The sequence below is a fragment of the Agrobacterium sp. SUL3 genome (assembly GCF_001263295.1).
Lineage (GTDB): Bacteria > Pseudomonadota > Alphaproteobacteria > Rhizobiales > Rhizobiaceae > Agrobacterium > Agrobacterium tomkonis.
Genome location: NZ_KQ414515.1, coordinates 51,807 through 71,031, shown reverse-complemented (window position 1 = coordinate 71,031; position 19,225 = coordinate 51,807). Strand labels below are relative to the sequence as shown.

Annotated in this window: 16 protein-coding genes; 6 read left to right on the top strand and 10 right to left on the bottom strand. The window is 59.2% G+C overall.

The genetic code is table 11. The annotated features are described in order from the left end of the window. Positions 1–45: 45 nt before the first annotated feature. Positions 46–1,224 carry a hypothetical protein gene (locus AKG12_RS23705; RefSeq protein ID WP_052820672.1) on the bottom strand — a complete coding sequence of 393 codons (1,179 nt, stop codon included), beginning with the start codon at positions 1,222–1,224 and terminating at the stop codon, positions 46–48. Between the two features lie 271 nt (positions 1,225–1,495). Here AKG12_RS23705 and AKG12_RS23700 point away from each other — a divergent pair, with 271 nt between their 5' ends. The 3 genes from AKG12_RS23700 (at position 1,496) to AKG12_RS23690 (ending at position 4,390) form a co-directional block, all read left to right on the top strand. Further along, entirely contained in the window at positions 1,496–1,783 is a 288-nt protein-coding gene (locus tag AKG12_RS23700) for a hypothetical protein (RefSeq protein WP_046802051.1), read from the top strand. A gap of 489 nt (positions 1,784–2,272) precedes the next feature. Further along, a complete protein-coding gene (locus AKG12_RS23695; protein ID WP_052820671.1) occupies positions 2,273–2,920 on the top strand; it encodes an outer membrane protein in 648 nt (215 codons plus the stop codon). 288 nt (positions 2,921–3,208) lie between these two features. After that, a complete protein-coding gene (locus tag AKG12_RS23690) occupies positions 3,209–4,390 on the top strand; it encodes an MFS transporter (RefSeq protein ID WP_052820670.1) in 1,182 nt (393 codons plus the stop codon). An 81-nt stretch (positions 4,391–4,471) separates the two neighbouring features. On the opposite strand, the gene AKG12_RS23685 is transcribed toward AKG12_RS23690, so the two are convergent. The 3 genes from AKG12_RS23685 to AKG12_RS23675 form a co-directional block, all read right to left on the bottom strand. Next, entirely contained in the window at positions 4,472–5,464 is a 993-nt protein-coding gene (locus AKG12_RS23685) for a WD40 repeat domain-containing protein (RefSeq protein ID WP_052820699.1), read from the bottom strand. Between the two features lie 484 nt (positions 5,465–5,948). Continuing rightward, the gene (locus tag AKG12_RS23680; RefSeq protein WP_052820669.1) at positions 5,949–7,070 is read right to left on the bottom strand and encodes a CobW family GTP-binding protein; all 1,122 of its coding nucleotides are present in this window, start codon (positions 7,068–7,070) and stop codon (positions 5,949–5,951) included. Positions 7,071–7,187: 117 nt separating this feature from the next. After that, positions 7,188–7,988: a creatininase family protein gene (locus AKG12_RS23675; protein ID WP_052820668.1), complete on the bottom strand. Its 801-nt coding sequence runs from the start codon at positions 7,986–7,988 to the stop codon at positions 7,188–7,190. 79 nt (positions 7,989–8,067) lie between these two features. On the opposite strand from AKG12_RS23675, the gene AKG12_RS23670 reads away from it, so the two are divergent. The 3 genes from AKG12_RS23670 (at position 8,068) to AKG12_RS23660 (ending at position 11,036) form a co-directional block, all read left to right on the top strand. Then, the gene (locus AKG12_RS23670; protein WP_046802044.1) at positions 8,068–8,577 is read left to right on the top strand and encodes a MarR family winged helix-turn-helix transcriptional regulator; all 510 of its coding nucleotides are present in this window, start codon (positions 8,068–8,070) and stop codon (positions 8,575–8,577) included. Positions 8,578–8,709: 132 nt separating this feature from the next. Next, complete coding sequence (locus AKG12_RS23665) at positions 8,710–9,732, top strand: LacI family DNA-binding transcriptional regulator (protein WP_004433466.1); 1,023 nt, start codon at positions 8,710–8,712, stop codon at positions 9,730–9,732. 341 nt (positions 9,733–10,073) lie between these two features. Then, a complete protein-coding gene (locus AKG12_RS23660; RefSeq protein WP_052820667.1) occupies positions 10,074–11,036 on the top strand; it encodes a 2-hydroxyacid dehydrogenase in 963 nt (320 codons plus the stop codon). Positions 11,037–11,171: 135 nt separating this feature from the next. Here AKG12_RS23660 and AKG12_RS23655 read toward each other — a convergent pair whose 3' ends face one another. From AKG12_RS23655 to AKG12_RS23630, 6 genes are all read right to left on the bottom strand, one after another. Next, complete coding sequence (locus tag AKG12_RS23655) at positions 11,172–12,299, bottom strand: Gfo/Idh/MocA family protein (protein WP_052820666.1); 1,128 nt, start codon at positions 12,297–12,299, stop codon at positions 11,172–11,174. Between the two features lie 213 nt (positions 12,300–12,512). After that, entirely contained in the window at positions 12,513–13,325 is an 813-nt protein-coding gene (gene iolB / locus AKG12_RS23650) for a 5-deoxy-glucuronate isomerase (protein ID WP_052820665.1), read from the bottom strand. Positions 13,326–13,515: 190 nt separating this feature from the next. Next, the gene (gene iolE, locus AKG12_RS23645; protein ID WP_052820664.1) at positions 13,516–14,424 is read right to left on the bottom strand and encodes a myo-inosose-2 dehydratase; all 909 of its coding nucleotides are present in this window, start codon (positions 14,422–14,424) and stop codon (positions 13,516–13,518) included. A 1-nt stretch (position 14,425) separates the two neighbouring features. Further along, positions 14,426–16,252, bottom strand: a complete 1,827-nt coding sequence (gene iolD, locus AKG12_RS23640; RefSeq protein WP_052820663.1) for a 3D-(3,5/4)-trihydroxycyclohexane-1,2-dione acylhydrolase (decyclizing) — start codon at positions 16,250–16,252, stop codon at positions 14,426–14,428. After that, on the bottom strand, positions 16,249–18,165 hold the full coding sequence (locus AKG12_RS23635; RefSeq protein ID WP_052820662.1) for a bifunctional 5-dehydro-2-deoxygluconokinase/5-dehydro-2-deoxyphosphogluconate aldolase: 1,917 nt from the start codon (positions 18,163–18,165) through the stop codon (positions 16,249–16,251). The genes iolD and AKG12_RS23635 overlap by 4 nt, the downstream gene beginning before the upstream one ends. A 206-nt stretch (positions 18,166–18,371) precedes the next feature. Then, positions 18,372–19,187 (bottom strand): MurR/RpiR family transcriptional regulator, encoded by an 816-nt coding sequence (locus tag AKG12_RS23630; protein WP_052820661.1) that lies wholly within the window; start codon positions 19,185–19,187, stop codon positions 18,372–18,374. Positions 19,188–19,225 lie beyond the last annotated feature (38 nt).

Below are 19,225 nucleotides of genomic sequence, written 5' to 3'. Positions count from 1 at the left end.
GAAATTGGGACCGAATTTCGACCCGGTGCTGACCGACGGGATATTTCAGAATGTGCCGGTGAAACGTGAGGTGACGCTGGAGCCGCTATAAGAGAAGTCTGTGTCGCGCTCGCCATGCAGAAGACGGTTGAATTCCACTTCAAGCTTGCTGCTCTTGCCGGTATCGATTGACAATGTGGCCACAAGCCTGCGTTCGCTGGTATCGTAGTTGTAATAAATCCAGTCCTTGTGAACGCGCTGCAGCGCAAGGTTGAGCCCCACCTTGTCGGTAAGCCTGCTTTTCATGACCAATTGCCAGCGCCGATGGAATTCGGCGATCGGGTCATCGGGGTCGAAAAGCGCATAGTCCTGCGAAAAACCGGCGCCGAAGGCGATGCGGTCAGTGGCTTTTACCTCGGCTTCTGTTCGCAGATAGGGCCGGGTGCGTTTCACCTTGTCGCTGATCTCATCGCCGGAAATGGTTGTGAAGCCTGCCTCGGCCAGAACCGCGAAACGGTCGGAGAACTTGTAACCATAAGCAAGTGAACCGCGCAGCGTATTGGCCTCAAACCGCTCGTATTTTTCCTGTTGGCTTTCCGGCACGACGATGCGGTCATAAGCGAGTGTCAGCCCGGCTTCGCCGCCGGCCAGCGGTCGTTCATGTTCAGCCTTGAGGGATAAAAGTGCCTCATTGGCTTCCAGCCGTGTGGGCAGGAAATAGGCTGGCCTGAAACGCGCCTTGCCTTTCATCAGGCTGGCAAGGCTTGCCGTCAGTGTGTTCTTGCCGCCCAAGGCCAGGATGCCGAGCTGCGAAGAGGCCTCCAGTTTGTGGTCCAGCCGCCGATAACCGATGTCTTCTTCTGGCAGGTGCACGAAGATATCACCGGCATCGCTGCGCGTGCCGCGCAATTCGATTGCCCATTCCAGTTTTTCAGAAAAACGCCTGGTCAACCCCAGCGAGGCAATGGTGTTATGTTCATTGGCAAAACTATATCGGGGGAGACGGACCTCTTCATGCTCGAGTGCATAACGCAGTTCTGCCCCTTCCAGCGCGACCTTGCCATTGAGCCCGAAGCCGGCGCGCAGCGAAATCGCGCTCAGACGGTTGGTGTCGGCGAAATAATTTGTGTCATAGGCGACGCCCGACTTGTAGGTGACAGCGTGCTCATCCGCACTTTCGCCCGCCCGTGCGCCGGGGCCACAGGCAAGTCCAAGAACAAGCGCGATACATCCCCCCAGCCGCATTCGCATCTCCGGTCTCTAATTAAGCAATATCTTATATTTAGATGGTTAATAAAGTTTCCGGGGATTGTTTACTGTCATAGCGGCAAATGATCACTCACAGCAATCGAGTTCAGTGAGATGAACGCGATGCAAGGTAGATAAAAATTTATTAAAATTACAAGTATTAGTGTTAATTGTTTATTGTAATATTAGCGTTTGCTTGAATTAGAATCCTCTAAATATACAGTCCGGTTACGCCAGATGGCGTGATCAAACATAAGAGGAGAGAGAAATGATTGCTAAATTTGCTTGCGTAGCCGCTATTCTTACTGTCGCTTCCGTTGGTCAGGCCAATGCTGGCGGTCTTCTGGGCGGTATCCTTTCCGGAAACAGCAACAAGGGTGGCGCGCTTGTCGTCGTGTCGCCAAGCGTCGATCTGGGGCTCAACGGTATCCTGTCCAATAACGGGATTCTGAACGGCAACAAGACCGGTATCCTGAGCGGTATCCTGAACGGCAACAAGACCTCTGTCGACGTCATCGACAACAAGAATGACGGCGGCAAGAAGCGCCGGCACTAACAGGCCAGACCGAAAATCGACAGGGATTTTCGACGAGAACGATGTGCGCAGGACATAAGCCGGAAATAATCCCCGCGTTGCGTGTGTATGACGCATAGCACTTCCGGAAACAACAAACGGCGCATCGCACAACTGAAAGGGGGCCTCATGGCCTCCTTTTTTTGAGATACTCTCGGCCATGCCTTCACAAAGTTGCGTGCTGGACACTACTTCTGATGGGTTTTGTTGATTGGATGTAGCTGTGGTGGCTTAATTCTGGTCGCTCGGATTTATGTGTTTATTACCTAATTAATATATTATTGGACCTCAGAATATTAACGGATTTATATCGATCATACTTATGTTTTTTTAAATTTTTACACGATGTTAACCTTGTTGAGCTTCAATCATAAGGTGCGTTCACCTCGTTAATTGCGTTGTGTTTTCCGTGGCGGATTTGTTCGCGTCCCGCAACGTGGTGGGTGAAGATATTTTTCAAGGAGCTATCGCATGTTGAAACAATCATTTCTGGCACTCGTCACTATCGGCGTGTTTTCGGGGGCCGCCGCTGCCGCTGATGCGGTCAATGACATTCCGGCTGCACCGTATGTCAATGACGTTGCGCCTTCCTTTTCCTGGGAGGGTTTTTACGCCGGTGGTTCGGCTGGTTATGGCTGGAACCGTGTGAAGTCGACCACTTTTGGCGTCACGACGAAGCATGAATTCGATGGCGCCCGTTTTTCCGGTTTTGCCGGTTATAATTTCGAGGTGGCACCATCCGTCGTTCTCGGCGTTGAGGGCGACCTTGGTTATGCCTGGGGCGACAAAACCATCGTTACCAGCAAGGTTTCCGCAGGTCTTAACGGCTCCGCACGTCTGCGTGCCGGTTATGCCATCGATCGTGCCTTGATCTACACTGCCGGCGGCTACACCGCGACCGATAGCGAAGTTGATGCACCGTTCGGCAAGGACAGCAAGGTGCTGCATGGCTGGACGGTTGGCGCGGGTATTGATTACGCTTTCACAGACAATTTGTTCGGCCGCGTTGAATATCGCTACAACGATTTTGGTAAGGCGACCTACAGAACGGGTGCGATCTCGTCGGTGGGCGATGTCAATGAACATCTCGTCAAGGTTGGCCTCGGCGTAAAGTTCTGACCAAGGGCGCTTCGGCTCTTCGGAGCGGCCGAGGTCGCTGACAGCGCCAACGCCACGGGCGCCATGGGACTGTTTTATCGATCCATACCGGCCCGGCGGGAAATATTCTGCCGGGCCGGATAACTTATTGCGAGCCTGTGCTTGCCGTGAGACACGAAAGAAGCGGGCATGTTTTCGTTCGAAACCAAAAACGTGCGCTTCCTGACATACGAGCTTGAACCGTGGGTGGTTTTGGTGTGATGGTGCGATCCGATCCCGTCCCGTCTCCCAGCATCCAGTCGATTCCCCATGCTACAGAAAAGCACTTCGCCGGGCGCTTTTGATCGTCAGGCCTATATGATCGCGCTGCTGGTCTTCGTTGCCGGCGGCACCAATGCGGCTGTCGTGCCTTTTATCGGATTTTACATTATTCAGGTGCTCGGCCACGCGCCTGCGACACTCGGCATCTACAGCGTTACGGCGATGGTTGCCTCGATTGTAGCCAGTCGTATTTATGGTGAACGTGTCGATGCCGGTGTGCGGGTGCGGCCCTTGCTGCTTCTGTCCGTTGCGGGGGCTTTTATCGCGGCGGCGGCGGCGACTTTCGGTCATCTGGCGCTGCTGGTGGCTGTTACGGCCACTGGAATGGGGCTTTCCAACGCCGCCAGCACGCTCGTCTTCAGTTATGGCCGATATCACGGCCGGGTGCAGGCGCTCGATACCACCGCCTACAACGCTTTCCTGCGGATGATGGTATCGCTGGCGTGGATGCTGCTTCCGGCCGCCGCCTATCTTATCGTCGATCTCGCCGGTGCAAAAGCCGTGTTCATGAACGCCATGCTGATGGCAGCCATCTGGGGCGGGCTGGCCTTGGCCATCGTGCCGCGCGGCCAGACATGCCCTATGGAACGGCGACAGGGGGGCGAGACCGATGAAGGGCGCAACCTGCCGCTGCTTATGGCGGCGGCGGCCAGTTTCTGCATGTCTTTCGCCCATTCCCTGTGCGCCTCGGCTCTGCCGGTGTTTCTTGTGCGTGAGGTTGGGTTGCCGGATTACGCGCCGGGCTTGTCGCTCAGCATCAAATGCGCCATGGAGGTTCTGCTGATCCTGCTTGCGCCGAGGATCACGCGCCGGGTCAGCGCGCGCCTGTTGTTGAGCGGTGCGGCGGTGACGGCGATTATAGCCTTCAACATCATCGCCTCGGTCACGACATTACCCGCCATGCTGTTCGGCGCAGCCATGGAGGGCGCCTATTATGGCCTTTTTGCCGGCACGAGCCTGACCTTCATTCAGGGTTTTGCGCGCGGGCGCACGGCGCGGGCGACCGCGCTTTATATGAACTCCATCTTCCTTGCCGCACTGTTTGCGGTGCCCTTGATGGGGTTCGTGGCGCAATATTCCAGCTTCGGTGTGTCGATCCGGCTTGCCTCGGTGGGCGCCGGCGCAGCCCTGCTGCTATTGTTCCTGACGCGGCGTCAGGTGAGCGAATAGACGGCTCTCCGCCCACATTCCCATGATAAGAACGGGAATTAGAGGAATAGAGCCAGTAAATTGTCTGACCGGTGCCCTGCCTTACGCCGAAATATCGATAATGCCGCAGTCGCCTGCCTCTGAGGCAAAGGCGAGCAGTTTGCCGGTAGCGCTCCAGTCCATGGCGGTGATGGCGCCCTTGCCGGGGCGACGAAGCAGGGCTTCCTTGCCATCGGCCAGGCGTACGCCGAGGATCATGCCGTCGATGAAGCCAATGGCGAGCACATCTTCCACCGGGTGGAAGGCGACGTTGGTGACCATGATGTTGGCACGGCTGCCGAGCTCTTCCGGTGCCTTGCCCATCGGGCCGTCCTTGCCGGCAAATGGCCAGACGATGGCCGCCGGCGCGCCGGAAGACGCAAGCCATTTGCCCTTAGCCGACCAGGAAATGGATTTGACCTTGGCGGGATAACCCGTCATGCGCATGTGGCGGGCTTCCATGCCGCCCTTGGTGGCTTCCATCTTCCAGCCATGCAGGGCGTTTTCCTGCATGGTGGTGACGAGGAACTTGCCGTCAGGCGAGAAGGTGACGCCGGTATGCGCGCCCTTCCATTCCAGATCGACCGGATCGCCGGCGCTAGCCACCCAATGCAGTGTCACGCCGTTGTAACGTGCAACCGCAATGCGCAGGCCCTTGGGCGCAAAGGCAATCGCCTCCACCGTGCGCTCTTCCTTGAATTCCTTGACCGTGCCGTCCGATAGCCGCACGAAGCTCGATTTGCCGACGCCATAGGCGACCGCCTTCTGCGGCCCGCCGGCAACGACGCCGATCCATTTGCGCGGCACGTGCGCCAACTCGCTGATGCTGCCATCATGGCCGATGCGCAGCACCCGACCATCTTCGCCGCCTGACAGCAGCGTGGCGCTGTAGGGGTCGCGAATGCAGGTCAGAAGCCCCTCATGCGCCTCGGTTACCTTTTCGCCGCCATCCAGCCGGTGAATGGTGCCGGCGGCGGTGGCAAACAGGGGAATGTCGCCGAGAAAATGGGTCGAGACCACGTGGCCTTCGATATCAAGCGGGGCAACAGTCGGCATGGGGCATCGGTCTTTCGTATCTGTGTCGGATGGGGCGACGATGTCGACCCCGGCGGCAGGCATGGTTCTAAAGCATTTCCGGCAAAAGCGGAACCGCTTTTACGTTCGGACGATTCGTGAAATCAAGGAGATAGAGCGCTTTGTCGTCGAGGGACCACCCTACACGGCAGTTGAAAATCATTGACACTCCGGCGCTCCGGGCTCACCCCCCTCTGTCCTGCCGGACATCTCCCCCTCAAGGGGGGAGATCGTTCCGTGGCGAGGTTTCGCACCTCTCGACGGTCGAGAATGAAGTGACAAGAGAGCGTCTTGCCGATCTCCCCCCTTGAGGGGGAGATGTCCGGCAGGACAGAGGGGGGTGAGCCCGGAGCGCAGGAGCGTCAGTGATTTTCAACTGCCGTGTAGGGTGTCGAAGAACGCGCGTCCGGTGGATGACGGACGCAGCCGTACCCCGGCTCAGAGCCGGGGTGACGGGGTCAAACGATCAGGCCGTGGCGAGGCAGGCGTTGAAGCTCTTTTCCAGCTTTTCGCGATCCAGTTCGCGGCCGATGAAGACGAGGCGGCTTTCGCGTTTTTCGTCTTCCTTCCACGGGCGCTGGTGATCGCCCTCGATGATCATGTGCACACCCTGCACCACGTAACGTTCCGCATCGCCCTTGAAGGCGATGATGCCCTTCAGGCGCAGAATGTTCGGACCGTCGGTCTGGGTGACCTTCTGGATCCACGGGAAGAAGCGCTCGGGGTTCATCTCGCCGCCACGCAGCGATACCGATTGCACGGTCACATCATGGATCGGCGAAACTGCGCCATGGTGGTGGTGATCATGGCCATGGTCGTGCCCATGGTCATGATCATGGTGATGATGCCCGTGGTCATGGTCGTGATGATGGTGGTCATGGCCGTGATCGTGGTCGCAATCGGGCCCGCAGACGTGATCCTCATGGCCGTGCTCGAGGAAATGCGGATCATTTTCCAGCGCGCGTTCCAGGTTGAAGGCGCCCTGATCGAGCACCCGGGCGAGATCGACGCCGGAACGGGTTGTCTTGTAGATGCGGGCGGAAGGGTTGATGGCGCGCACGATATCCTCGATGCGGGCGACTTCCTCGGGCGAAACGAGATCGGTCTTGTTGACGACGACGACATCGGCAAAGGCGATCTGGTCTTCGGCCTCGCGGCTGTCCTTCAGCCGCAGCGGCAGGTGCTTGGCGTCAACCAGGGCAACGACCGCATCAAGCTCAGTCTTGGCGCGCACGTCGTCATCCATGAAGAAAGTCTGGGCGACGGGAACCGGGTCGGCAAGACCTGTAGTTTCGACGATGATGCCGTCGAAACGGCCGGGGCGGCGCATCAGGCCTTCCACGACGCGGATCAGGTCGCCGCGCACCGTGCAGCACACGCAGCCATTGTTCATTTCGTAGATTTCTTCATCGGACTCGACGATCAGATCGTTATCGATGCCGATCTCGCCGAATTCATTGACGATGACAGCGTATTTCTTGCCGTGGTTCTCGGAGAGAATGCGGTTAAGAAGCGTTGTCTTGCCGGCGCCGAGATATCCCGTCAGGACGGTGACTGGAATGGGCTTGGCTGGTGCTGTTTCGGTCATGGAAAACCCCGCGTGGAGACAAGGCCGGTAGAGGCCTCAAGGAAGAAGTGTCGACGTCCATATAGGCGCGACGTCCGGGCAGTTCAAAGAGATTTTGGCCGAATCCGGCCAAGTGCCTCAAATTTTGTTATGAAATAACGTTATGTCAAAAGCGTGGACATCTTCAAGCAGTTCGACAAGGCCCTTGACGGCGTGGGAGATGAGCCTCTCACCCTTTTGCGCCGTGGCTGCTGCGGCATTTCCGGCAACACCATCAGGGTTGAGATCGCTCATCAGCCAGCCGAAGGCGTGCGGGCCATAGGCGCGCAGATGCCGGAAGCGGCTGGCGAAATCGCTCTGGCGCGAGCGGAAATCGGCGGCCTTTTCCATTCTTACCCGTTCCGGGCAGAGCGCCAGCATGACGGAGGTTTCGATATCGCCGCCATGAATGTCGATTGCCTTGTCTTCCGGCTTCACAACATCGGCGGGTACGCCGAAACGGGTCCAACTGGTGGCAACCGCCAGCATGCCGAAACGGGCGCGGGCCTCGGTGGCAACGATGGTCATCAGCGGCGAGTTACCGCCATGGGCGTTCAGCATCACGAATTTACGCACACCTTTTTCATGCTCGGCCTTCGCAATGTTGAGCCAACGTTCGATGGCCTCGTCGTAACGCAGGGTCTTTGTGCCCGGCACGTCCATGTGTTCGATGGAATATCCGACGGGTTCCACCGGCAGGAGGGAGACCGGTAGATGGGAAGGCAGGGCGGCGGCAAGACGGGCAACGATACCTTCAGCAATCAGCGTATCGGTCTCGAACGGCAGGTGCGGTCCATGCTGTTCATGCGCCCCCAGCGGCAGCACGGAAATTGCACCTGTTGCGCGAAGATGCGGGTCTGTTACGTTTTCGTCGTGATAATGCGTGTATGAGTTTGGCATCTGGCAGTCCGCGCGTGCATTCGGTAAGGATTTCCAGCAACATATATCGGTTCCGCCACAGGGTAAAAGGCACTCGCATATGAGCAAGGACAAAACTGGGCATAAGGACAAGGGCGCCAAGAAAGAAAAGGGCGGCAAGAAAATAAAGGACGCCAAAAAAAGGGATGAGAATTTCAACCCCGAAGAACTGGCGCAATCCATCACCCAGGCCGCCCGTTCCATGCGCACGGCGCTGAGCCACAGCCTTGCCGAAAGCGGGCTTTATGCCGGGCAGGACGGCGTTATCCTGGCGCTGGCGCAGGAAGGCAGCCTGACACCGGGGCAGATCGCCCAGAAACTCGGCGTCAAGGCGCCCACCATGACGCGCACCATCGGCCGCATGGAGGCCCAGGGTTTCGTGGAGCGCAGCGGCGACGACGAGGACGGCCGCGTGACGCTGGTGAAGCTGACGGAAGCGGGACTGAAAAGCGTTGAACACATCAACATCTCGATAGCCGATTGTGGCGCCAGGGCCATAGAGGGGCTTTCGGCCAAGGATGTCCGCACCGTGGTTAAACTTCTCAAGGCAATCGATACCAATCTTCAATGATTTGTTGAAATTTTTAAAAATAAAACTCTGTTTTGTGGGTATCTCTTAAACGGGTTGCGGATTTTGTTTAAATTGTTTAATTGCAATTTAAACAGGGACATCCGTCGCTGACATGCGTTTGGGAGGAATGCTGTGGCTCAAAAGGTCAAACTGTCCACGATTGCCGAAAGTCTTGGTCTCTCGACCGCCACCATTTCCCTTGCATTACGTGACAGTCCGCTGGTTGCTTCCGATACACGCGACAAGATCAAGGAACAGGCGCGGGCGCTGGGTTATATCTACAACCGTCGTGCCGCCAGCCTGCGCACATCGCGCTCCGGCATTGTTGGCGTGGTGTTCCACGATGTGATGAACCCGTTTTACGGGGAAATTCTCAAAGCCATCGAAAGTGAGCTGGACCGCAGCCGCCAGACCTTCATTCTTTCCAATCATTATGATTCAGTGGAAAAACAGCGCACCTTCATCGAAACGCTGCTGCAGCTTGGCTCGGATGGCATCATCATGTCGCCGGCCATCGGCACGCCGATCGAGGATATGACGCTGGCCGAAGAGAACGGCATGCCGGCCATTCTCGTAGCCCGTTCCATGGATGGCGTCGATATGCCGACCTATCGCGGCGACGACAGCTACGGCATTTCGCTTGCCACCAACCACCTGATCAGCCTCGGTCACCGCACCATCGCCATGGTTGGTGGTACCGATCAAACATCGACGGGGCGTGATCGTTATCAGGGTTACGTCAATGCGCTGCGCAAGGCCGGCATCGAGGTCGATCCGAACCTGCGCATTCCCGGCCCGCGCTCCAAGCAGGGCGGTTTCGAGGCGGCGGTGCATTTTCTGTCACTACCGCAGAAGCCGACGGCCGCCGTCTGCTGGAACGATCTGGTCGCCATCGGCCTGATGAACGGCATTTCGCGCGCCGGTCTGGTGCCGGGTGTCGATATTTCGGTAACCGGCTATGACGATCTGGAAGAGGCGGCGATTGCCACGCCGGCGCTGACCACCGTTTCCAACGGTCAGGCCGAGGTGGGGCGTCTTGCGGCCCGCGCGCTGCTGGACAGGCTGGCGGGCAGCCATGAACCTGACGGCATTCACCTCATCAAGCCGGAAATGCGCATCCGGCAATCGACCGGGCCGGTGCGGCCGCGGGTTTGAGGCTTCAGACGATGGGAAATGATGCGCGTTCTGTGCATTACACCTTTCCGTCATCCCGGCCTTGAGCGGGAATCCAGCTACCGCGTGTCCACGCGGTGAAAAAAGACTCTCTCAGCCCAAAGACTTGGGCTGGCTGGATGCCGGATCAAGTCCGGCATGACGGTGAGGGGGCGCAAAAAAAATCGGCATGAAACTTCCGTCTGCCCCCATAGCATCCCCTTATTGCCCTTTTCACGGCCGTCTTTGTTTGAAAGGATCGCCGCCCAGAGGAGTGGTATGCGAGCGGTTCGCCTGCAACCCACTTCAGCATATTGGAATGTTATCAGGAGGAATATCCGCTCATGTCTGACAAAAAGGCCGTCGTTCTCGTTCCCGGCAAGATAAACCCGCGCGTTCTCGAACGCCTCGAAGGCAAGGTCGAGATCGTGACTGTGCCTGCCGGCGCCGAGCCGGTTCTGCCTGATGGTGCGGCGGAGCGCATCAATGCCATCGCCGTTTCCGGCGTCGTCAACGCAAAGTGGATCGATGCGCTGCCGAAGCTCGAGATCATCGCGAATTTCGGCGTGGGCTATGATGGCGTCGATGCCAAACATGCCGCCACACGCAACATTGTGGTGACGAATACGCCTGACGTGCTGAACGACGAGGTGGCCGATACGACGATTGCGCTTTTGATCAACACCGTGCGCCGTCTTTATCAGGCCGAGACCTGGCTGCGGGATGGCAAATGGGTTGGCGAAGGACCATTTGCGCTGTCGCCGTTTTCGCTGCGCGGCCGCAAGGTCGGCCTTTTCGGCATGGGCCGCATCGGCCAGGAAATCGCCAAGCGGCTGGAGCCTTTCAAGGTGGAAATCGGATACCACACCCGCAGCAAGCGGGATGGCCTCTCTTACACCTATTACGGTTCGCTGAAGGAGATGGCGGAAGCCGTCGATATCCTGATCTGCATCGTGCCCGGCACGCCGGAAACGCATAAGGCGATCAATCCCGAAATCCTGACGGCGCTTGGGCCTGAAGGCGTGTTCATCAATGTCGGGCGCGGTTCCAGCGTCGATGAAGATGCGCTTCTGCAGGCGCTTAAGAGCGGTGCTGTGGGTGCTGCCGGTCTCGATGTGTTCTATGCCGAGCCGAAGGTGCCGGAAGCCTTCCTGTCGCTGCCGAATGTCTCCCTGCTGCCGCATGTCGCCTCCGCCTCGATCCCGACGCGCAACGCCATGGCCGATCTGGTGGCCGACAATATTCTCGGCTGGTTCAGGGACGGCAAGGTGCTGACGCCGGTGCCGGAAACGCCGGTGAAAAGCTGATACTTTTTCTGCGTCATCCTCGGGCTTGTCCCGAGGATCCAACCACGTCGCGTCAAATCGACCGGTTGCAGATGCTCGGGACAGGCCCGAGCATGACGAAAGAGGTGAGGCCTGGTGCTCACCTCATACCCGTCCCTATTCCTCAATCTCTCCTGTCCCCACCCAACGCCCTTCGGCAAACGACCGGGCCATGGCGTGGATGCTGCGCTCGATCTTCAGCCCTTCCTCGAAATCGACGATATGGGCTTTTTTGCCCTCAATCGCCGCGATCAGCTCCCGGCATTCGATCACCTTCAGATCGTTGAAACCGAGCCCGTGGCCGGGGGCGGGAATGAAGCGGTCATAGGGCTTGTGATGCGGCGCGGTGAGGATGGTTCTGAAACCCTGCTCCTCCGGGCGTCCATCCGTAGTGTAGAGCTGGAACTCGTTCATACGTTCCTGATCGAAGAGAATCGAACCCGTCGAGCCATAAATCTGGATGGCGATGCGACCCTTGCGGCCCCAGGCGGAACGGTTGGCGATGAGCACGGCGGAAATGCCGCCTTCGAGCTTCAGCAGCACGCTGGCAAGATCATGCGTCTCGACGGCGCGCTCGCCGCCGCCGGCAAGCGGGCGAGTCTCATAAGGTTTCACCATGTCGGTGATGGCGCTTTCGGCATGACCGAACAGAGCGAAGAGCAGCGACAGCGGGTGCACGGCGAAATCATCCAGCGCGCCATAACCGGAGGAGGCTTCGCTCTTCCAGTAGAAGGGCTGAGTGGCGTCCGCCATGAAGTCCTCGTCCATTTCGGCGCGGACATGATAGACCTTGCCGATAGCACCTTCGCCGATCAGGCGGCGGATATGACGGATGACGGGGTTCTGAATGTAGTTGTAGCCCATCGCCGACGCCTTGCCGGAACGGCGGGCCGCATCGCGCATCTTCACAGCATCGGCAAAAGCGGGCGCCATTGGCTTTTCACACCAGACATGTTTGCCGGCCTCAAGGGCGGCAATCGCCATTTCCGGGTGGAAGGCATTCGGCGTGGTGACCGAGATCACGTCGATCTCCGGATCGGACAGCAGGTCGCGCCAGTTGCCCGTCGAGCGGGCGAAGCCGAACTCGGCGGCTTTCTTCGCGGCAAGCTCGGGATTGACTTCCGCGAGCGTCACGAGGCGGGGACGCTCCACATCGCCGAAGACGCTGGTGACATTGTTCCACGCCAGCGCGTGGCATTTGCCCATGTAACCGGTGCCGATAAGGCCCACGCCAAGAGCGGTCATGCTATTCTCCTCCAGAGAGTTTTAGAATGAAATCAATGTATTGAGCGTTTATTGAAATGTGACAGGCGAAACAAAGCCCCTCCGCCCTCATCCCTGTGCTTGTCACAGGGATCCAGCCAGCCCAAGTCCTTGGGCTGGGAAGACTCTCCCCGTCGCGCAGACGCGCGCCGGCTGGATTCCTGTGACAAGCACAGGAATGAGGATGTGAGTGAATTACGGATTATCCCGTTTGAAAATCCAGTCATGATCCGGGTGGTTCTTGAAGCGCCATTTGCGCATCGGCCCGGCCATCACGTTCAGATAATACATCTCATAACCATAGGGCGCGCCGCAGGGGTGGTGGCCCTTGGGCACCAGCACGACATCGCCGTCCGACACCGCCATGGTTTCGTCCAGCGAACCATCTTCGGTAAAGACGCGCTGGAAGCCGAAACCCTGCGCCGGGTTCAGCCGGTGATAATAGGTCTCTTCCAGATAGGTCATGTCAGGGTAATTATCCTCATCATGCCGGTGCGGCGGATAGGACGACCAGTTGCCCGACGGCGTGAAGACTTCCGTCACCAGCAGGCTGTCGGCCACATCGCGCTCTTCCATGGCGATGGGGAAGATGTAACGCGTATTGGCACCCTTGCCACGCTCCGTCAGCTGCACGCCATTGGGACCGATCTGCTGCGCCTCGCGGCTGCCTTTTTCGCCGGGCGCGGTGCAGACGCCGATGGTGCAATCGGTCGTGGCGGTCAGCGACCATTCGGAGCCGGCCGGAACATAAACGCAATGGGGCGGCTTGCGCTCGAACACATTCATGCGGTCGCCGAGTTCACCGAAATCCTTATCCCCTGCGGAGATCGTCGCTTTGCCTTCGACCAGCACGAGGATGACTTCCGTATCGCCGGTCTTCTCAGTGGCGGTTTCGCCCGGCTTCAGGCGGGAAAGGCCGAAACCGACATAACCCCAATCCGCGCTTTGGGGCGTGATATCGTGCACCTTGCCGCTTGTCGCGACCGGCTTGCGCAGAAGTGAGGTCATGGTGGTGTTCCTTTTTGGTCAGTCGTTCGTTGGTTCTTGCCGTCTCGTCACCCCGGCCTTGAGCCGGGGTCCAGCCGACGCGCGTCCGCGCGGCGGGGACAACTTTTTTCAGCCCAAGGACTTGGGCTGGCTGGATACCGGCTCAAGGCCGGTATGACGGGCGGGGTGTGCCGCCCGCTGTCAGTCCAGCTCAAGCAGCCTGAGCCTTGTCCAGCCCCGCTTCGCGCGCAAAAGCCTTCAGCGATTTCAACCCGAGGCTCTGATATTCGAACGGGTTGCGCACGTCAGGGTCCTGTTCCGCCTCGATGACCAGCCAGCCGCTGTAACCATGCTCGGCCGCAACCTTCAGCACCGGAGGAAAATTCACGCCGCCTTCGCTGTCGCCGGGAACGGTGAACACGCCGCGGCGAACGCCTTCGAGGAAGGAAAGCCGCTCGCCCCGAACCTGATCGGCAATGGCAGGGCGCACGTTCTTGGCATGGATATGGCCGACGCGACCCATATATTTCTGCGCGACACGCAAGGGATCGCCGCCGCCGAACAGGCAATGGCCGGTATCGAGCAGAAGGTGCGTCTTCGGGCCGGTGTGCTGCATCAGAAGGTCGATCTCGTCTTCGCTCTCGACCACCGTTCCCATGTGGTGATGATAAACGAGGGTGATACCCTGTTCTGCGGCAAAGGCGGCCAGCGCCTCGACACCCGCGCCGAATTTCGCCCAGTCATCGGCCGCAAGGCGCGGACGGTCGACCAGCGCCTTGTTGTCATCGCCGTGGATGGCGTTCGAGGTCTCGCAGACGATGATGACCTTCGAACCCATGGCTTTCAGCAGGTCAAGCGCCGGCTGCATCGCCTTCTTTTCGGATTCGATATCGTCGGTCAGAAGGTTCAGCGAATGCCAGCCGGAGACGAAGGAGAGACCGCGCGGCGAAAGCACGCCCTTCAGGCCTTCCGGCTCAGTCGGGAACTTGTGGCCCTTTTCGATGCCGTCGAAACCGATCTTGGCGGTTTCATCGAGGCACTGTTCGAGGCTGATATGGGCGCCCAGCGTGCGGTCATCGTCGTTGGACCAGGCGATAGGGTTGGTGCCGTAACGGATCATCTTACTGTCTTTCCTTGACATGGTTTTCATAACGGGCGCGGGCCGGGCCGATTTCGGCGCGGTCGGAGACTTCAGGCACCGCGACATCCCACCAGTGACCGCCGGCCTGAGGGGTCGGATAGGGATCGGTATCGATGACGATCACTGTTGTTCGGGTGGAGGCACGGGCGCTCGCGAGCGCTTCTTCCAGTTCAGTGATGGTGGAAACCTTACGCGCATCCGCCCCCATCGAGCCGGCATGGGCGACGAAATCGATGGCGATGGGGTTGACGTTGGTGTGGGCGTAGAGGTTGTTGAACTCCGCGCCGCCGGTCTCCATCTGCAGGCGGTTGATGCAGCCATAGCCCCTGTTGTCGGTGATGACGAGCGTGATCTTCACGCCCATGGCGACCGACGTGGCAAGCTCCGAATTCATCATCATGTAGGAGCCGTCACCCACCATGACGATCACGTCGCGGTCCGGCTCCGCCATCTTGATGCCGAGGCCACCGGCCACTTCATAACCCATGCAGGAGAAGCCGTATTCCATGTGATAGGAGAGCGGCAGCTTGGATTTCCACAGCTGGTGAAGCTCGCCCGGCATGGTGCCTGCGGCGCACATGACGACGGTATTGTCACGCGACTGGCGCTGCACCGCGCCGATGACTTGCATGTCGGTGGGCAGGCTGTTGGCGTTGTCTTCGCCCGGCGCGGCTGTATCGGCATCGGCCTTTTCGAACCATGCAGCCTTGAGACCGGCATCCGGCGCGGCAAAACGGTGGCTGCCGAGTGCTGCGGAGAGCTTTTCAAGCCCGATCTTGGCATCCGCCGTCAGGCTGATCGCATCATGCTTGGCGCTGTCATAGGGCTGGACGTTGAGCGCCAAAATCTTGCGGTTAGGGTTCTTGAACAACGCCCAGGAACCGGTGGTGAAATCCTGAAAACGGGTGCCGACGCCGAAGACCAGATCGGCCTTTTCACTGATGATATTGGCGCTTTCTGCGCCCGTGACGCCGACGGGACCGAAGTTGAGATCGTGATCCCACGCCAATGCCGATTTCCCGGCCTGCGTTTCGACAACGGGAATGGAATGGGTTTCGGCAAAGCGCTTCAGCGTTTCGGTTGCGCCGGCAAAATGAACGCCGCCGCCGGCAACGATGATCGGGTTCTTCGCCGCCTTCAGCGCGGCGACCGCATCTTCGAATTCCACAACATCCGGCTCAGGACGGCGCTGACGCCAGACGCGCTTTTCGAAGAAGCTGACAGGATAATCATACGCTTCCGCCTGCACATCCTGGCAGAAGGCGAGCGTGACCGGGCCGCAATCGGCCGGGTCCGTCATGGTCCGCATGGCGCGGGGAAGGGCGGTCAGCAACTGTTCCGGTCGCATGATGCGGTCGAAATAACGGCTGACCGGGCGGAAGCAGTCGTTGACCGTCATGGTGCCATCGCCGAAATCTTCGAGCTGCTGCAGCACGGGGTCGGGGCCGCGATTGGCGAAGACATCGCCGGGGATCAGCAGAACCGGCAGGCGGTTGACATGCGCGAGCGCTGCCGCCGTCACCATGTTGGCGGCACCCGGGCCGATGGAGGAGGTGACCGCCATCGCCCGCCTACGGCGCAGCTGCTTGGTGTAGGCAATGGCCGCATGGGCCATGGATTGCTCGTTCTGGCCGCGATAGGTCTGCAGCTCGTCGCGAATGCCATGCAGCGCTTCGCCGATACCGGCGACGTTGCCGTGGCCAAAAATGGCCCAGACACCGGCAATATAGGTTTCGCCATGTTCATTCATCTGCGCGGCGAGGTAACGAACCATTGCCTGCGCAGCCGTCATTCTGATTGTCTTCACGCTGCCTCTCCCTTTTTGGCGCGCGCCTCATCCCAAATGCGGCACAGACTGGTATAGCGCTGCGCCATATCTTTCACCGCTTCCTGATCGGTGATCCTGCCACCGAGCCAGCTTCGCGCGGCATCTGCAAAAATCGTGCGGCCAACGGCGAAACCTTTGACCAGATCAAAACCGGCGGCAAGGCGGAAGCTCTCCTCCAGCTCGCTTTGCGGCGCGTCGAGACCGAGAACGACGATGCCGCGCACATAAGGATCGTTACGATGCACGGCATCGCAGGCGTTCTTCCAGGCGGCGCGGGTCTTCATCGGCTCCAGCTTCCACCAGTCGGGATAGACCCCGATCTCATAAAAACGCTCGACGATGCGGGCGGCTGTCAGATCGTCGGTCGGGCCGACCTTGGAAGGAATGACCTCCAGCAACATTTCCAGCCGGTTGCGGCGTGTCGCCTGGAACAGACGCATGACCGTCTCCTCCTGCGTTGACCGCATCTCCTCGGTATCGTCAGGATGATAGAAGCACAGGACCTTGACGACATTTTCAAGCGGCCATTCGGACAGCCCGCCGAAATCCTTGCCGAGTTCCGGTTCCAGCGTCAGCGGACGGGAGCCGGGCCATTCCACTGGGCGGCCGATCCAGAGACCGGAACCGCTCGCGGCAAACAGGGCGTCACGGCCAAGGCGACCGTCGCAGAGAATACCGTAACCCGGCCTGTCGCCGGCCACCTGCTGTGCGGCTTCTAGGCAGAGCTTCTTGAAAGCGCCGATCTTTTCGTGCTTGACGCCAAGCTCGTCGGCGATGGCCTCCAGCTGCATGCGGTGGTCGAAGGCGAAGACGCGCATCGTGTCCCAGTCGCCCTTGCGGTTGGTGGACCAGTGCACCTGCTCCAGTGCCTCGTCCTTGCGCAGCGCCTTGTTGCGAATGCCAGCCTTGAAGAAATATTGCAGCTCTTCCCAGCTTGGATAGGCCGGCGTGCAGCCGTGGCGGGAAACGGCGAAAGCGCCGCAGGCATTGGCGTATTTCAATGTCGTCGGCCAGTCTTCGCCGCGCAGCCAGCCGCGGAACAACCCGGCCATGAAGCCATCGCCAGCACCCAGAACGTTGAAGACCTCGATCGGGAAACCTTCGCCCGTCTCGCCATCGTCGAGACTTGCCGGGATTTCGCCGGTGAAGACCGAGGCCCCCATCGGCCCGCGCTTGCACACCAGCGTCGCGTTGGAAACCTTGCGCACGGCCTTCAGCGCCGCAAGCGTATCGGTGGAGCCGCCGGCGATGTGGAATTCTTCCTCGGTGCCGACGATCAGGTCGAAGAGATGCAGGGTGGATTGCAGCTTGGCGGTGACCTTCTGCGATTCCACGAAACGGCTTTCGCCGTCGCCATGGCCGGCCACACCCCAGAGATTGGGGCGGTAATCGATATCGAGCGCGGTCTTCGCGCCATTTTCGCGGGCGAGTTTCAGCGCCTTCAGCACGGCCGCTTCCGTTTTTGGATGCGACAGATGCGTGCCGGTGGCGCAGACGCAAGCAGCTTCGGCGATGAAGGCGGGATCGATATCGTCTTCGCTGAGCGCCATGTCGGCGCAGTTTTCGCGATAAAAGATCAGCGGGAACTGGTTCTGGTCGCGAATGCCGAGCAGCACCAGCGCGGTCAGCCGCTCCGGGTCTGTCTTCACGCCGCGCACATCAACGCCTTCACGCACCAACTGTTCGCGGATGAAGCGGCCCATATGCTCATCACCAACGCGGGTGATGACGGCGCTGGCAAGGCCAAGGCGCGCGGCGCCGGCGGCAATGTTGGTGGGAGAGCCGCCGATATATTTGGCAAAGGAGGCCATGTCCTCCAGACGGCCGCCAACCTGCGAACCGTACAGATCGACAGACGAGCGCCCGATCGTGATAAGATCAAGTTTTTTCAAAAGGTTCCTCCTTCGGGCCGCCCGTTGCGGCGGCCTGCCTCACATGTTTGGAGCGATATCGGGCAAAGCTGCCCGCACCTTTCGCCATCCCGTTCCGGCAGGCCTCCTCCGCCCGCTGTCATCCGTCACGAGACGGACGAATATGGAATGCCCGTTTCATGGATTTGGATCATAAATTCTATTTTTTCCATTTTCAATAAAAATATTCAGGCTGTTTTGCGGGTTCCCACAGCCACGGCCAGCGTAATCGCCAGACAGAGGGTGGCGGAAAGGGAGCGGAATGCACCAAAATCGATCTCCGTGACCGTCAGAAGCGTTGCGCCGGATTTTCGCAGCGGATTGACGGCAGAATCAGAGAGCGCAACCACCGGAATGCCATTGGCCCGGGCCGTTTCCGCCAGTTCCAGCGTCTCAGCGGAATAGGGGGAGAAGGTGATGGCGATCAGCGCGTCATCGCTGGAGATGGCGCTGATATTGCCCAGCCCGCCAACGGCGCTGTGCAGAACCGCCGGAACCTTCATTTTCTCGAAGGCATAGGCAAGGTAACTGGCTATGGGGAAAGAACGTCGCAAACCGACAATGTGGACGGTGCGCGCGCCAGCCAGCGCCGAAACTGCCTCGTCAAGCTGCCGTGTATCGACCGATTTCAGCAGCATTTCCAGCGAGGAACGACCAGCTTCGACAAATTCCGCAAGCAGGCTGGAGGCACTTTCATCGCCCTTTTCACGCAGATGGTCGAGCCGTGTCGTGTAATCTGGCCAGCCGCCGACATAGGAATCGCGAAACAGGCGCTGCATTTCCGAAAAACCGGAAAAGCCCATGATCTGGCAAAACCGCATGAAGGCCGAAGGCTGGACGCCAGCACCCTCTGCCATTTCGGCAACGGTGGAAACGGCGATGCGGTCCTGATTGGAGGCGACATAATCGGCGCATTGCCGCAATCGTTTCGGCAGCCCCTCCGCAACCTGGAGCAACCGCTCCTCAAAAGCCTTCACCGATTCTGGCGCCTCGATTGCCGTCATTGTCGTTCCTTTATGCAGACTGAAATCGTGTGCACTTT